This is a genomic window from Flavobacterium tructae (assembly GCF_002217475.1).
In the GTDB taxonomy this organism is placed as follows: domain Bacteria; phylum Bacteroidota; class Bacteroidia; order Flavobacteriales; family Flavobacteriaceae; genus Flavobacterium; species Flavobacterium tructae.
The window spans coordinates 53920-68562 of record NZ_MUHH01000033.1 but is presented as its reverse complement, the minus strand read 5'-3'; the positions used below and the strand labels follow the sequence as shown (position 1 = coordinate 68562).

18 protein-coding genes are annotated in these 14643 nt (G+C 34.6%); 11 read left to right on the top strand and 7 right to left on the bottom strand.

Annotated features, from left to right (window positions below):
- Nucleotides 1-67: 67 nt before the first annotated feature.
- Nucleotides 68-892: an AraC family transcriptional regulator gene (locus tag B0A80_RS15160; protein WP_089077788.1), complete on the bottom strand. Its 825-nt coding sequence runs from the start codon at nucleotides 890-892 to the stop codon at nucleotides 68-70.
- A gap of 102 nt (nucleotides 893-994) precedes the next feature.
- Nucleotides 995-1675, bottom strand: coding sequence for a tRNA (guanosine(37)-N1)-methyltransferase TrmD (gene trmD, locus B0A80_RS15155; protein ID WP_017495431.1), 681 nt, complete (start codon nucleotides 1673-1675; stop codon nucleotides 995-997).
- A 259-nt stretch (nucleotides 1676-1934) separates the two neighbouring features.
- Here trmD and B0A80_RS15150 point away from each other — a divergent pair, with 259 nt between their 5' ends.
- From B0A80_RS15150 to B0A80_RS15120, 7 genes are all read left to right on the top strand, one after another.
- Nucleotides 1935-2261: a hypothetical protein gene (locus B0A80_RS15150; RefSeq protein WP_233430756.1), complete on the top strand. Its 327-nt coding sequence runs from the start codon at nucleotides 1935-1937 to the stop codon at nucleotides 2259-2261.
- A gap of 120 nt (nucleotides 2262-2381) precedes the next feature.
- On the top strand, nucleotides 2382-2837 hold the full coding sequence (locus B0A80_RS15145) for a nuclear transport factor 2 family protein (RefSeq protein ID WP_089077787.1): 456 nt from the start codon (nucleotides 2382-2384) through the stop codon (nucleotides 2835-2837).
- A 328-nt stretch (nucleotides 2838-3165) separates the two neighbouring features.
- Nucleotides 3166-3627 carry an IS200/IS605 family transposase gene (gene tnpA / locus B0A80_RS15140; RefSeq protein WP_089077786.1) on the top strand — a complete coding sequence of 154 codons (462 nt, stop codon included), beginning with the start codon at nucleotides 3166-3168 and terminating at the stop codon, nucleotides 3625-3627.
- 116 nt (nucleotides 3628-3743) lie between these two features.
- Nucleotides 3744-4094, top strand: a complete 351-nt coding sequence (locus B0A80_RS15135; RefSeq protein WP_070907021.1) for a cupin domain-containing protein — start codon at nucleotides 3744-3746, stop codon at nucleotides 4092-4094.
- A gap of 142 nt (nucleotides 4095-4236) precedes the next feature.
- Entirely contained in the window at nucleotides 4237-5382 is a 1146-nt protein-coding gene (locus B0A80_RS15130; RefSeq protein WP_017495426.1) for an MFS transporter, read from the top strand.
- A gap of 51 nt (nucleotides 5383-5433) precedes the next feature.
- Nucleotides 5434-6366, top strand: a complete 933-nt coding sequence (locus B0A80_RS15125) for a peptidylprolyl isomerase (protein ID WP_017495425.1) — start codon at nucleotides 5434-5436, stop codon at nucleotides 6364-6366.
- Between the two features lie 92 nt (nucleotides 6367-6458).
- Nucleotides 6459-6770 (top strand): c-type cytochrome, encoded by a 312-nt coding sequence (locus B0A80_RS15120; protein ID WP_070907020.1) that lies wholly within the window; start codon nucleotides 6459-6461, stop codon nucleotides 6768-6770.
- 110 nt (nucleotides 6771-6880) lie between these two features.
- Here B0A80_RS15120 and B0A80_RS15115 read toward each other — a convergent pair whose 3' ends face one another.
- Together B0A80_RS15115 and B0A80_RS15110 are read right to left on the bottom strand one after the other, a co-directional pair.
- Nucleotides 6881-7276 (bottom strand): GreA/GreB family elongation factor, encoded by a 396-nt coding sequence (locus B0A80_RS15115; protein ID WP_017495423.1) that lies wholly within the window; start codon nucleotides 7274-7276, stop codon nucleotides 6881-6883.
- A 333-nt stretch (nucleotides 7277-7609) separates the two neighbouring features.
- Nucleotides 7610-8173, bottom strand: a complete 564-nt coding sequence (locus B0A80_RS15110; RefSeq protein WP_070907019.1) for a thioredoxin family protein — start codon at nucleotides 8171-8173, stop codon at nucleotides 7610-7612.
- Nucleotides 8174-8389: 216 nt separating this feature from the next.
- Here B0A80_RS15110 and B0A80_RS15105 point away from each other — a divergent pair, with 216 nt between their 5' ends.
- Nucleotides 8390-8725: a tRNA-binding protein gene (locus tag B0A80_RS15105; RefSeq protein ID WP_089077785.1), complete on the top strand. Its 336-nt coding sequence runs from the start codon at nucleotides 8390-8392 to the stop codon at nucleotides 8723-8725.
- 74 nt (nucleotides 8726-8799) lie between these two features.
- Here B0A80_RS15105 and B0A80_RS15100 read toward each other — a convergent pair whose 3' ends face one another.
- The 3 genes from B0A80_RS15100 to B0A80_RS15090 all read right to left on the bottom strand — a co-directional run bounded on the left by B0A80_RS15100 (nucleotide 8800) and on the right by B0A80_RS15090 (nucleotide 11705).
- Nucleotides 8800-9345: an RBBP9/YdeN family alpha/beta hydrolase gene (locus B0A80_RS15100; protein ID WP_070907018.1), complete on the bottom strand. Its 546-nt coding sequence runs from the start codon at nucleotides 9343-9345 to the stop codon at nucleotides 8800-8802.
- 144 nt (nucleotides 9346-9489) lie between these two features.
- Nucleotides 9490-9858, bottom strand: coding sequence for a PUR family DNA/RNA-binding protein (locus tag B0A80_RS15095; RefSeq protein WP_017495419.1), 369 nt, complete (start codon nucleotides 9856-9858; stop codon nucleotides 9490-9492).
- 68 nt (nucleotides 9859-9926) lie between these two features.
- Entirely contained in the window at nucleotides 9927-11705 is a 1779-nt protein-coding gene (locus tag B0A80_RS15090; protein ID WP_017495418.1) for an ABC transporter ATP-binding protein, read from the bottom strand.
- Nucleotides 11706-11910: 205 nt separating this feature from the next.
- On the opposite strand from B0A80_RS15090, the gene B0A80_RS15085 reads away from it, so the two are divergent.
- The 3 genes from B0A80_RS15085 to yajC all read left to right on the top strand — a co-directional run bounded on the left by B0A80_RS15085 (nucleotide 11911) and on the right by yajC (nucleotide 14547).
- A complete protein-coding gene (locus B0A80_RS15085; RefSeq protein WP_017495417.1) occupies nucleotides 11911-13017 on the top strand; it encodes a Glu/Leu/Phe/Val family dehydrogenase in 1107 nt (368 codons plus the stop codon).
- A gap of 193 nt (nucleotides 13018-13210) precedes the next feature.
- The gene (gene nusB, locus B0A80_RS15080) at nucleotides 13211-14122 is read left to right on the top strand and encodes a transcription antitermination factor NusB (RefSeq protein WP_070907017.1); all 912 of its coding nucleotides are present in this window, start codon (nucleotides 13211-13213) and stop codon (nucleotides 14120-14122) included.
- Nucleotides 14123-14271: 149 nt separating this feature from the next.
- Nucleotides 14272-14547 carry a preprotein translocase subunit YajC gene (gene yajC / locus B0A80_RS15075; protein ID WP_026109868.1) on the top strand — a complete coding sequence of 92 codons (276 nt, stop codon included), beginning with the start codon at nucleotides 14272-14274 and terminating at the stop codon, nucleotides 14545-14547.
- The last annotated feature ends 96 nt before the right edge of the window (nucleotides 14548-14643 follow it).

Sequence of the window (14643 nt, the reverse complement as noted above, 5' to 3'; positions counted from 1 at the left end):
TACTAGTGTTTTGACGATGCAAAGATAGTATCAAGCGATAAACCGTTAGTTGTCCAAAATGGACAAATCAAATAAGCGGAATAAAAATCGCTGTGAGATAGTCAGACTCGTTATCACAATTGTCGCTGGTTTTTAGATATTGTTCAATAACAGGCAAATGTGAAAGTTCAAAATCATGGGTTAAAAACCAACCGCCAAAGATTTGATTATACGTTTCTTCAAGGGTGTTGTAACTTCCATGGTGAAAAAAGCGAGCATATTTGCCACCAAAAATTTGCTTCTTTGGAAGGTTTTTAAGAACAGCAGTTGTCGCAATGCAGGCTTCGTAAGTACAATTTATTTTTTCGGTAATTAAAATGTCATCCGTTATAACTCCGAAGAAGCGAGCATCAGTTTCAGGGAATTCATTTTTTAAAAGAGTGTCCCAAAGATTTTCTATTTCCGGATTAATATAATGCGTTTTGGAGCTAAGGTAATAAACAGCTGTTTCTGGAATTACAAGTATTTCAGGCTTTAAAAAGGAGGTAAAAGATTGAAGAATACCTGTATCGTTTAATAAAAGTTCTTTTTGATTGCGGGCTAGTGAAGGAGCACAGTTGAAATGTTTTTTGAAGGTTTTTGAAAAAGACTGTACATCGGCAAAACCTACTTCAAGTGCAATTTCTGAGATTTGTTTGTTGGAGTAGATCAGTTTTTTGTATCCGTTTTCTACTTTCAATCGGGTTTGATAAGCGCCGATGGTTTCATTAAATAAAGAATAAAAAATGCGTTGCAAATTCCTGTAGGAGTAACAGGAAATACGTTCCAGAGAATTTATTGAGATGATTTGATTGTAATTCATCTCAATATAATTCCGTGTATTGTAAATATGTTTCAGATTAAAATCGCTCATTTTTTAGCTTTTAGAAAGAAGTAACAAAAAACATAACGATAATTACAGCTTTCAAGTATGATGGAGAAGAATCACTAAAAATAAATGAGAAGGGAATATTTTTTATTTTTCTTCCAATAAATCCGGACGTCTGTTTTTAGTATGTTCGTAGGCCATATCCTCGCGCCATTTGTCAATTTTGGCAAAATGTCCGCTCGTTAGTACTTCAGGAACTTTCCAGCCTTTATAATCTGCAGGTCTTGTGTATATAGGGCCCGAAAGCAGATTGTCCTGAAAACTATCAGTCAATGCGGAAGTTTCGTCGCTCAAAACACCGGGAATCAATCGGATTAAAGCATCAGATAATACTAAAGCGCCTAATTCTCCACCGGATAATACATAATCGCCAATTGAAATTTCTTTGGTAATAAAATGGTCACGAACACGTTGGTCTACCCCTTTATAATGTCCGCAGAGAATGATAATGTTTTCATACATCGACATCGTATTGGCCATTTTTTGATTTAGAGTTTCTCCATCAGGCGACATATAGATAATTTCATCATACTCACGCTGACTTTTTAAATGTGTGATACAGTCATCAATAGGCTGAACTGTCATTACCATTCCGGCACCTCCGCCAAACGGATAATCGTCAACACTTTTTTGCCTATTTGTGGTGTAATCACGCAAATTATGAAAATGAACTTCTACTAAACCTTTGTCTATGGCACGTTTCATAATCGAAGCCTCAAACGGACTCTTTAATAATTCAGGTAAAATTGTAATAATGTCAATTCGCATTTTTTTTCTTCAATAGTTCTAAGATGCAAAGATACAAAGTTAATTTTTGTGAATTTTCAAGATTTGAAAATGAGAGAAAATAATTAAGAGACTGCTCAGAATGAATTATTAACGGGTGTGTTATTTGATGATTTGCATTTAAGTGTTTGTGATACAGTTAAATATGTGACAATTATATAACATAAAGCAGTCAAAATGTAAAAAAAAGATGCCTAATTTTAAGTAATATTACGATTCAATCATCAAAAAATAAAATCCCATGAAAAAGCTATTAGTATTAACTGTTCTATTGATTTTACAGGCATGTTCAACAGCTAAAAATACAAATGATCAATGGATTGGTCAGTCTAAAAATAATCTTATAAAGGCGTGGGGACCTCCCATACGTACTATAAACAATCAGGATCATGGGGAAATATTAATTTATGCAGATCAGGTATATGCAAATACAAATACAAGTGAAGGTGTACCAGAATTGCGGGTTCAAACTATTGGAATTACACTTATATATACACCCGTAAAGACGGGAAAATTTATTTGTATAAAACCGATAAACAACAGCAGCCACCACAAACGATTGCTGTAAAATAAACGGATTGATTGTTTTTTATCAGAAAATAGCGCTGATTTATTACTGCGATGAAAATCATTTCAGTATATTTATGTTCTCTTTATGCTGATCTTGAGTAACTTAAAATGATAAATCATGAGAAAAATAGCAATGCTAATGGTGTTTTTTCTAATTATTTCCTGTAACAATCAAAATCAATCAAAACCTATGGATGCCACAAAAAACGAACAATTAATTAAACAGTATTTTGAACATTTTAACAACCACGACTGGAAGAAGATGTCAGAAATGTACACGGATACCGCTGATTTTAAAGACCCTTCACTAGGGCCGGGGATTGTAAAGCAAACCCGTAAACAAATTGCGGATAAGTATGCAGAGCTTAATTCAGCTTTTCCGGACCTGCATGATAAAGTGATTCAGGTTTATCCGTCGGGAGACAAACATATTATTGTAGAGTTTGTTTCATCAGGTACAGCGCCTGATAATTCAAAATTTGAACTGCCCATCTGTACTATTTTTACCATTGAAAACGGATTGATTACCAAAGATTTTACCTATTTCGATAATTTTGAAGAAGAGGAAAACTAAGGACAGCTGCTAACTGTAAAAAGAGGTGTTGTCCCTACGGGACATTGTTGACGATGGATTACCGATATCTTGCTCCTGACGGAGCATTTTTTTTGCTAATAAGTAAAATAAATTGAGGGAAGTAATATTTAATGATAAAATATTTATAGTTTTATTCTTTCATTTTGAATGATCTAAAATTATTCCGTCAGGAATTAATTTGGCTATCAAAAATATATGTTTTACACATCGCAAATTATTCCGCCAGGAATTAAATATCGGTAGAATCAAAAAATATATGTTTTTACACATCGCAAATTATTCCGTCAGGAATTAAATATCGGTAATTATGGCAAACACATACACCCAAATACATATTCATTTTGTTTTCGCAGTGAAATTCAGACGTTCGTTAATAGACAAAGAATGGAAAGCCGAATTGTATCAATATATAACCGGAATTATAAAAAATAATGATCATAAGCTTCTGGCGATAAATGGCGTATCGGATCATATTCATATTTTGATCGGGATCAGACCTGCGCAATCAATTTCCGATTTGATGAAAAATATTAAACAGGATTCCTCAAAATGGATCAATAGTAATAAATTGTCTAAAAGTCATTTTCAGTGGCAGGAAGGTTATGGAGCGTTTTCATACAGTAAATCCCAACTGAGTACTGTAATCAGGTATATTGAAAACCAGGAATCGCACCACAAAAAGAAAACTCTGAGAGAGGAGTATATTCACTTTTTGCAAAAATCTGAAGTTGATTATGATGAAAAGTTTATTTTTAAAGAATTAATTTAGAAGTAATCAATAAGAAAACAGATTAGCTTAAATTTGATAAAAATAGCCGAAACGAAAAGACGTTTATCGATTAATGGAACTTGCAAGAAACGAAAAGTTAATGAAACACAGAGAAAATGCAGCATCTAAAAACAAGTAAAGAATTTATAAAAGGAGATGAAATTGAGTGGGAGATCGTAGGAGAAGGAATCAAACGTAAAATTCTGGCTTTCGATGAAAGAGTGATGTTGGTAAATGTACATTTTGAGAAAGGCGGAATTGGAGTTTTACATGAGCACTATCATTCTCAGGTTACCTATGTTTCCAGTGGTAAATTTGATGTTACCATTAGCGGAGTCACCCAAACGTTAAAGGAAGGAGATAGTTTTTACATTCCGCCTCATGCCATTCATGGAGTAGTTTGTCTGGAAAGCGGACTTCTGACAGATGTTTTTAGTCCAATGCGAGAAGATTTTATACAATCGTAAGGGCTTAAAGTCCATTAAAAGCGATAAAATAAGAACCGAATTGGTTTTGAAACCTTTAAAAATTATAATTTTTTTAAAGTTTTGGTAATAATTAGATTGGTATTTTTGCAAAATGAATTTATCCAAAACGAATGTCTTATTTATGGCAGCTTGCACCGGACTTATAGTTGCAAACCTGTATTACTGCCAACCTTTAATTGTTTTAATTGCCAACGAATTTAAAATTCCTGAAGCCAGTGCGGGAACAATAACCTATCTAACCCAGGCGGGTTATGCTATAGGACTGTTTTTCATGGTTCCGCTGGGAGATAAAATCGAACGTAAAAAGCAAATTTTAATCACCACTTTTGCTTCTGTAATCGCTTTAATTATTGCGGCAACGGCAAAAAGTTTCTTTCTTTTGCAGGTAGCTTCTTTATTAATTGGAATTACTTCAATTGTACCACAGTTAATTTTACCATTGGCAGCATCTTTAAGTGCGCCTGAACAGCGCGGAAAAGTAGTCGGAACCATAATGAGTGGTTTACTTGTGGGGATATTGCTTTCCAGAACTTTAAGCGGATTTATCGGTCAGGTATTGGGTTGGAGGTCTATGTTTTATATTGCTGCAGGTATTTGTTTACTGATCTTTTTTGTGATTCAGAATAAATTTCCGGTCAATAAACCTCAGTTTGAGGGAACTTACGGACAGCTGATTCAATCGCTTTTTACACTTATAAAAACACAACCGGTTCTGCGTGAAGCGACACTGATCAATGTATTTAGTTTTGCACAATTTGGGGCTTTTTGGACCACTATGGTTTTATTGCTTTCGGGAGAACCATTCGGTTTTAATAGTGCTACAATTGGACTATTTGGAATTGTGGGAGCATCAGGAGCTTTGGCGGCACCTTTAGTAGGAAAAATGGGAGACAAAGGAAACTCAAGAATTGCGGTAGGTTACGGTTGTTTATTGATCTTAATTAGTTTTCTGGTTTTTTATTTTTCAATAGAAAGTGTGATCGGAATTGCGATTGGAATTGTATTTATTGATATCGGAATTCAGGGAGTGCATATTTCAAACCAAACCCGCGTGTATTCCTTACTTCCTGAAGCCAGAAACCGATTGAATACCGTCTTTATGTCGTTTAGTTTTTTAGGAACAGCAGCCGGATCTGCTTACGGATTGTTGTTATGGAAACTGGGCGGATGGCATGCCGTAACCATTGGATGTGTTGGATTATCGGCACTGGCATTTACGGTTTATGGCCTTACTTACAAATCAAAGTCTAAAAAACAGAAAGCATAAATTGATATAAAATTAATTTGTAAATTTGCAATCAAATAAAAAATAACAACCATGGAAAACGGAATATACGCTAAATTCAACACTAGTAAAGGTTCGATTTTAGTAAAACTTACACACGATTTAACACCTGGGACCGTAGGGAATTTTGTAGCTCTTGCAGAAGGAAATATGGAAAATAAAGTAAAACCTCAAGGACAAAAATTCTATGACGGATTAACTTTTCACAGAGTAATTCCTGATTTTATGATTCAGGGAGGATGTCCAAAAGGAACCGGAACAGGAGATCCTGGATACAAATTTGATGATGAGTTTCACCCAAGCTTGAAACACGATCGTCCGGGAGTTTTAGCAATGGCAAATTCAGGTCCGGCAAGTAACGGTTCTCAATTTTACATTACTCACGTTCCAACTTCATGGTTAGATGGAAAACATACTGTTTTTGGTCATGTAATCGAAGGACAGGATGTTGTGGATGCTGTAGCTCAAGGAGATAATCTTGATGCAGTAGAAATCATTAGAGTAGGTGAGGAAGCTCAAAAATGGAATGCAATCGAAGCTTTTATCTCTTTAAAAGGAGCTCGTTTGAAGCGTGATGCTGCTTTAAAAGCGGAATCAGAAGCAAAGATGGAGCAATTGGCTGCAGGTTTTGATAAAACAGATAGTGGATTGCGTTATAAAATGATCCAAAAAGGAGAAGGTAAAAAAGCGGAAGCAGGTAAAACTGTTGCAGTACACTACGAAGGTTCTTTAGAAAACGGAAAAGTATTTGATTCTTCTTACCCACGTAAAAAACCGATCGAATTTAGATTAGGTCAGGGGCAGGTTATCGAAGGATGGGACGAAGGTATTGCTTTATTACAAGTAGGTGACAAAGCTCGTTTTGTAATCCCGTCTGATTTAGCTTATGGAGCTTCAGGTGCAGGAGGAGTTATTCCACCACACGCAACTTTGATTTTTGACGTTGAATTAATGGACGTAAAATAAGACTTTACAGCAATTTAGTATTGTTTTAAATAGCAATCCCATTCGCTAGCCGAATGGGATTTTTTTTATATTTACTTTAAAAAACAAGAACAATGAAATTAAGGATCCTAACTTTAACCGCTGCGACATTGCTTTTAATTTCGTGCGGTACAAAAAAAGCAGCTCCGGTTGCAACAGCCACTCCGGCTGCAACTGAGACGGCAAAAACTACAGAACTAACTCCTGCATTGGCAGAAGGTAAAAACTTGTACGAAAACAGTTGTGCAAGATGCCATAAACTATACGATCCGAAGAAATTTAGTCAGGAAGACTGGAAGCCAATTCTGGTAAGAATGCAGAAAAAAGCGAAGGTAGACGATACTCAAATTGCTTTAATATCAAACTATATAACTTCTCAATTGTAAGGAGTTGGAATTTAAAAAGCATAAAAACTATTCATATTATTTTTGAATAGTTTTTTTTTGCTCCAAACGGAGCATAAAAAAACACCTTCACGCGGGAGGTGTTTAGAAAATTAAGAAGCGTTTTCAGAAGAATTGTCAACCGCTGCTATTTTTAAAGTTTTTATTCCGGCCGGTAATTCCCAATCGACAACATCGTCTTTTTTAAAGCCAATAATAGCAACACTTAGTGGCGCCAGTATTGATATTTTGCCCTCTTTTACATCTGCAAATGAAGGAAGGACAATTTGAATTTTCATTTGTTTTTTTGCTTTTACATCTTCAATAATAACATGCGAATTAATGCGTATAGTGCTGCTGTCTAATTCACTTTCTTTACGGATAACAGCGCGGTCCAGCTCGTTCGAAAGCTGTCCAATTTCTTTGGCATTGGTTGCATTTTTACTTTTTAGGATCAATTCTCTTAAAAATTGATAATCTGACTTACAGAATGTAGGTGTTGGTTTCATATCTATTCTAATTTATTGTGGGTTGATTGTGCAGAGTTTTCAGTTGCAAATTAGAGCTACAGTCATTTCTGGCGGTCTGTAAATGAAGACTGCTGCTAAAAACTGAAAATTGTAAACTGAAAATTTTAAAAAAAAATAATCCTCCGTCTGAGAGAAGAAATTGAAATAGACGGAGGCCTAATTGATAAAGGCCTTACTATGTGAAATAAATACAGTCGAGTATGCCCTTCTCGTAAGAGAAAGCGATGCCGGAGAAACTGTAAATAGATTTATAGTAGTCACTGTGGGAATAATTAATTTGATTTGTAAAGATAGGCAAACTTTTTGAAAATACTAAAGCGATGTTTTCCATTTGATGTTGCAGCCAATACTTGGTTTTTGCGGATCTTTCAGGCTTCTGTTATAAATAAGAGCATCAATTGCACTGCGAAGATCACTTCCGCTTAACGGAATTCCGTTTCCGGGTCTTGAATCGTCCAATTGACCACGGTAAAACAGTCGATCCTGATTGTCAAATAAATAAAAATCAGGAGTGCAAGCCGCTTCATAAGCTTTGGCAACTTCCTGGCTTTCGTCGTACAAATACGGGAAATCGATCTTGTTCTGAAAAGCAAAGTCAGTCATTAATTCGGGACCGTCTTGCGGATAGTTTTTAACATCGTTGCTTGAAATCGCAATCACACCAATTCCCTGTACACGATAATCATTGGCAATCATGACAACCTCTTTGATAACATGAAGTACAAATGGGCAATGGTTGCAAATAAACATAACCAGCGTACCTTTTGAGCCCCTCAAATCGTCAAATGAATACTCATTATTCGAATTGGTATCTCTTAATTTGAAATCTGGAGCAATTGTTCCAAGAGGAATCATATTAGAAGGAGTTCGTGCCATTTTTGTAGAAATAAGTTCTTCAAAAATAACTTTAAATTTCTGTAAAAGAAAGGATATAGACTTGTTTTTAATTTTTTGGAGTATATTTTCTTTTATGAGATCAGAACAACAATATGATTTCTAAATTGAGGAAAACAACTCAAAAAACAGTTATGGAATTGGCGGTTGTAATACTAAAATTAATAGGTTTGTAAAACATCAAATAGTAAAACAAAAATGGATTTAACCTGGAGTGAATTTGAAAGAACTGACATGCGTGTCGGAACAATTATAGAAGTAAATGATTTTCCCGAAGCCAGAAAACCGGCCTACCAGCTTACCATTGATTTTGGTTCCGAAATAGGAATCCGTAAATCATCAGCTCAAATAACGGTGCATTATAAAAAAGAAGATTTGCTAAACCGACAAATTATCTCAGTAGTCAATTTTCCCAAAAAGCAAATCGGGAAATTTATGAGCGAATGTTTGGTTCTAGGCGCAATAGGCAAGGAGGGGGATGTTATTTTACTGGCACCTGATTTTAAAATAGAAAATGGACTGCGAATAGGTTAGTTTGCAGTATCCGGTCACGGTTTACAGTCTCAGTTTTCAGTATGCAGACTGCGACTGTAAACTGCGACTGAAGACTATTTTGTTTTCTCGATCAATTGTTTCAAAATCAATTGTCCTTCTTCCCAATATTTTAAATCCGAATCGGAGTTGATGTGTCCTCTTTGTCCCACATTGACAAGATCGCTTCCCCACATTTCGGCAAAGTATTTTTTTCGCTCAAAAGTCGCGTAAGGATCATTTTCGCTCGCTACAACAATAGAAGGAAAAGGCAGTTTCGAGGTTGGCATTGGTGAAAAGTTTCGTATAGATTCCGGTGTGTGTGCAGGTGAATCTACATCGGCAGGTGCAACCAGTAAGGCGCCCACTATGTTTGAATTGTTATTGTTCTGTGCCCAATGTAGGACAAGTGAAACAGCTAAGCTGTGTGCTACTAGTATTGTCGGACCATTAAGTCCGGAGATTTCTTCTTCTAAACGCTCAAGCCATTCTGCGCGAATAGGTTCATCCCATTCGTCGTGAACGATGCGGGTTGAATTTTTAAATTTCTCATGCCAAAACGTTTGCCAATGTTTGTCTCCTGAATTTCCAAGACCTGGCAGAATCAATAGCTGTATTTCCATTGTTGCTTTTTTATCAAGATAGTTGAATTACTTATTTTAAAGCATAAATAAATATTCTACCAAATTGGTAGAGTTTATATGTTTAAAAAAAGTCCAAAATGCAAAACACTATGGACTTGTACTTTTAAAAAAGTCTTCCGTCGACTAAATATCGTCAAAATCTATATCTGTAAAACTGGTTCTTTGTCCTTCAGGTTTATCAGAACCATATTCTTTTTTGAAATCTTTTTGATGTCTTTCAGAGATTACTTCTTCGCCCTTGTGGTTCAGGACATAGGAAGTCATTTCTTCAAGTATTTCGGCAAAAGCACTAAAGTCTTCTTTATACAAGTAGATCTTGTGTTTCTTAAAATGAAAGGAACCGTCTTCCTCAGTAAATTTTTTACTTTCGGTAATTGTGATATAATAATCATCAGCTTTAGTAGCTCTCACATCAAAGAAATAAGTTCTTCTTCCTGCTCGTAATACTTTAGAAAAAATCTCTTCTTTTTCTAACATGTCATTTTCTCTCATAATACGTTCTATCATTTTTGGAATTAATAGTACTCAAAAATCATAAAAAATTATCTATTACGCAACAATTAAAGTAATTCTTTTTCCGAAAGTTGTTTTAAATATAACGATGCATAATAGCCTTCCTGATTTATTAATTGATTATGAGAGCCTTGTTGAATGATCTTCCCGTCTTCCAGAATGATTATTTTATCGGCATTTTTTGCCGATGATACCCTGTGACTTACTATTATTGTAGTTTTATCCTTGCAAATTTCAAATAAATTGCTAAGGATTGTTTCCTCTGTTTCTGTGTCCACTGCGGACAAACAATCGTCGAAAAGTAAAATCGCCGGATTTTTAATAATGGCGCGCGCAATAGAGACACGCTGCTTTTGTCCGCCTGAAAGAGTGATTCCTCTTTCTCCTAAAACAGTATCGTATTGTTTGTTAAAAGCGATAATATTATCATGAACTACCGCATTTTTGGCCGCTTCGATTACTTCTTCATCTGTAGCGTTCTGATTGCCGAATTTTATATTGTTTTTAATTGTGTCCGAGAATAGAAAAGCGTCCTGAGGTACAATTCCAACATTATTTCGCAAATCATATAGGTTCAGACCGCTGATTTCGTTTTGATCAATAGTGATTTTCCCTTCGGTTACATCATATAAACGGGAGATTAATGATAATATTGTGGACTTCCCGGAACCGGTTTTTCCTAAAATGGCCAATGTCTCTCCTTTTTTGACAGTAAAAGTTACATTTTTAAGCGCTTCGATATTGGTGTCTTCGTAGGTATAGCTTACATTTTCAAAAGAAATTGTGCCTTCAATATCGGAATGATTTTCGTTATTGTTTTTTATTTCAGGTTCGATTTTTAAAAATTCATTCAAACGTTTCTGAGAAGCTTCGGCCTCCTGTACCATTGATGAAACCCATCCTAATGAAGCTACTGGCCAGGTTAACATATTCACATATAAAATAAACTCAGCAATCGTTCCAATATTCGGAATCGTTCCGTTAATGTACATAACACCTCCAAAGTAAATGACTACAAGGTTACTGATTCCGATTAAGGCAATCATCAAAGGACCAAATAAGGATTGTACTTTGGCTAAATCTAAGCTCTTTTTTTTGCTTTCGTCAGCCAGAGCGACCATGTTGTTTTGATGCTGATTTTCCAGTGAGTTGGCTTTTATAACACGAATTCCGGAAAAGATTTCCTGTGTAAAGCTGGAAACTTTAGATAAATATTGCTGAAAAGTGGTACTTCTTTTATTGATTTCCGAGCTTAGTTTGAAAATACAATAGGAAAGAATAGGCAAAGGTAAAATAGTGTACAATGTCAATAGTGGTGAGACATTGTACATATATATAATGACAATGGCAAAACGAATAAAAGTATTGATTGTATACATTACGGCAGGCCCCACATACATACGAACTTTTGAAACGTCTTCGCTAATACGGTTCATTAAATCTCCGGTGCGGTTTTGTTTGTAAAAGTTTTGCGAGAGTCTTTCATATTGTTTGAAAACCTCATTTTTTAAATCAAACTCGATATGACGCGACATTACAATCAAAGTCTGACGCATTAAGAACGTTAAAAATCCTGCTACGATGGTAGTAGCTATGATTAGCAGTACGTTGTGAATTAATCCTTCGCGGTACGAATCAATGACGATTTGCGAAGATTGATCGGCTTTTGGTAGTTTGTCAAACTTTTCGATAGCGTTTAACGACTTGCTAATAAGCTTTGGAGTAAACAGAGAGAATATTTGTGCGATTATGGTGATTAAAATACCTAAAGAAAAACTATATTTATATTTGATGAAATATTTGTTTAAATAACTTAATTCTTTCATTTTTTTAAGAGATTCAATGTTAAAATGTTTCGATTTGATGAAATATTATGAATAAAAATTAATGCAATATATAATTTTATCAAAACAAAACGATTGTTAGATTGTTATTTTAAAGATAATAAATTAGCACATGTATATTTTTTATATAAATTTGAGAAGTCTTTTTGACATATTCATAATTTTAACAAAATAATATAGTAGCGCTATGGATGCAACTTTCGCAACTGGAAAAGAACTTCAGAAAATGGATCCTGTTTTTGGTCAATTGTCTTTTGACGATCACGAACAAATTGTATTTTGCAATGACAAAGATACAGGTTTAAAAGCAATTATTGGTATTCATAATTCAGTTATGGGACCAGCTTTAGGAGGTACTAGAATGTGGAATTACAATACTGAATGGGAAGCATTAAACGATGTTTTGCGTCTTTCAAGAGGTATGACCTATAAATCAGCCATTACCGGATTGAATATCGGTGGAGGTAAAGCAGTAATTATTGGTGATGCTAAAACGCAAAAAACACCTGAATTAATGCGTAAGTTTGGTGAATTTGTTCACTCTTTAGGCGGTAGGTATATTACAGCTGAGGATGTTGGAATGGAAACAAAAGACATGGACACTGTTAGAGACGTAACGCCTTATGTTACGGGTATCTCTGAAGAAAGAGGTGGTTCAGGAAATCCTTCTCCAATAACTGCTTACGGTGTTTATTTAGGAATGAAAGCTGCAGCTAAAAGTCAGTTTGGTACTGATGTTTTAGAAGGTAAAAAAGTTTTAGTTCAGGGAATTGGTCACGTAGGTGAGGCTTTGGTTGAGTATTTAACTAAAGAAGGAGCAATCGTTACAATTACGGATATCAATGAAGAGAAATTGTTTCAGGTAGCTTCGAAATACAATGCTTCAATCTATTCTGGTGAAGATTTGTATACAGCTGATGTTGATATTTATGCGCCATGTGCAATGGGAGCGATCATTAATGATGCAACTGTAGATAAAATTAAAGCTAAAGTTATTGCCGGAGCAGCTAACAATCAGTTGGCTGATGAGAATGTTCATGGAGCACGATTACAGGAAAGAGGGATTTTATATGCTCCGGATTTCTTAATCAACGCTGGTGGAATTATCAATGTATATGCTGAATTAGAGCATTACGGTAAAGCTGAAATCATGTCAAAAACCGAAAATATCTACAACACAACTTTAGAGATTATCGAGTATGCTGTGAAAAACGGAATGACAACGCACAAAGCGGCTTTGACAATTGCTCAAAATCGTATCGATTTGAGAAAAATTGAAAACGCTAAAAAATAATAAAACATAGTTTATTGTTGAAGAGTCTCAGTCTCGGTCACAGTTTTTAGAGAAATCTTGAAATTGTGACTGAAAACTGAGACTTTTTTTATCATTTTAATTTTATTATAAAGAGTTAAATACTTACTTTTGCAGACTAATTTTTAAATGTTCTTACGAGGTGGTAAATAGAAGACACATACGCGTTAAAGTAATGCAATCCATTTATGCAATGCATCAAAGCGGTTCTGATAATATGGAAAAAGAAGAGAAGTTTCTTTTTTACAGTATTGATAATATTCAGGATCTATATCTTATAATGCTTTCTTCATTGATTGAAATTTGCAAAAAAGAGTCCGTTTTTTTACATCTTTCAAGTAAAAAACATCTTGCAACCGCTGCAGAACGTAATCCGAATGAAAAATTTATTAAAAACAAAATTTTTCAACTCCTGGCCGAAAGTAATTCACTTAGTATTGCTTTAGAAAATCGTAAAATCAACAACTGGAACCTAAACGACGATTATATCATTTTACTTTTAAATGATATCAAGTCAAGTGCTTTGTATGCGAAATACATGAGTACTACAACCAATACTTTTGAAGAAGACAGGCAATTTGTAATTGATTTGTTTGCTGAAGTAATTGTTCCAAATGAAAAATTATATGAGTATTTAGAGGATGATAAATTAACCTGGGTGGATGATATTCCGGTTGTAAATACGCACATCATCAAACAATTAAAAGCGATTAAAACAGAAGATCCGGACGATTTTAGAGTGCCTAAATTGTATAAAGATGTTGAGGATAAGGATTTTGCTAAGGATTTGTTCAGAAGAACAGTTTTAAACGAATCGGTTTTGGCAAAAGAATACGATGATAAAACACCAAACTGGGACAGCGAAAGGATTGCAGAAATTGATACTATTATTTTAAAAATGGCTATCTGCGAATTCTTAAAATTCCCTTCTATTCCAGTAAAAGTAACTCTTAACGAATATTTAGAAATTGCAAAAGAGTATTCTACACCAAAAAGTAGTATTTTTATCAACGGAATTTTAGACAATCTGGTTAAAGAGCTTACAGCGAATAAAAAGATGGTTAAAGTAGGTCGTGGTTTAATGTAATTGAGACGAATTTTCAATTTTTTAAATTCGAAAACCCAATTAAGTTGTCTTTTTGAGCGAAGTCTAAGAACAAATTCCAATTTTGCTCTGAGCGATGCCGAAGAGCCGGAAAACATAAATATTAATAACAAAAATAAAAACTGAATACTATGCAAGATTTAATGAAATTTGCGCCTTATTTACTAATGTTTGTCGTGTTGTATTTCTTTATGATCCGACCACAACAAAAAAGAGTAAAAAACGAAAAAGAATTTGAAAGCAGCCTAAAAGTAGGTGATAAAATAATTACTAAAAGTGGTTTTCACGGTAAAATTGTTGAGCTTGCTGAAACTAGTGCAGTAATCGAAACAATGTCCGGAAAATTGAAAATTGAGCGTTCAGCAATTTCTATGGAAATGAGTGCTGCTTTGAATAAAAAAGCTTAAATTTTTTCTTCGAAAAAATAAACTTCAAAATATGAAATCCCAAATTCCAAAACTGGAGTTTGGGATTTTTTTTAATTGTCATTTCGATTGAAAGGA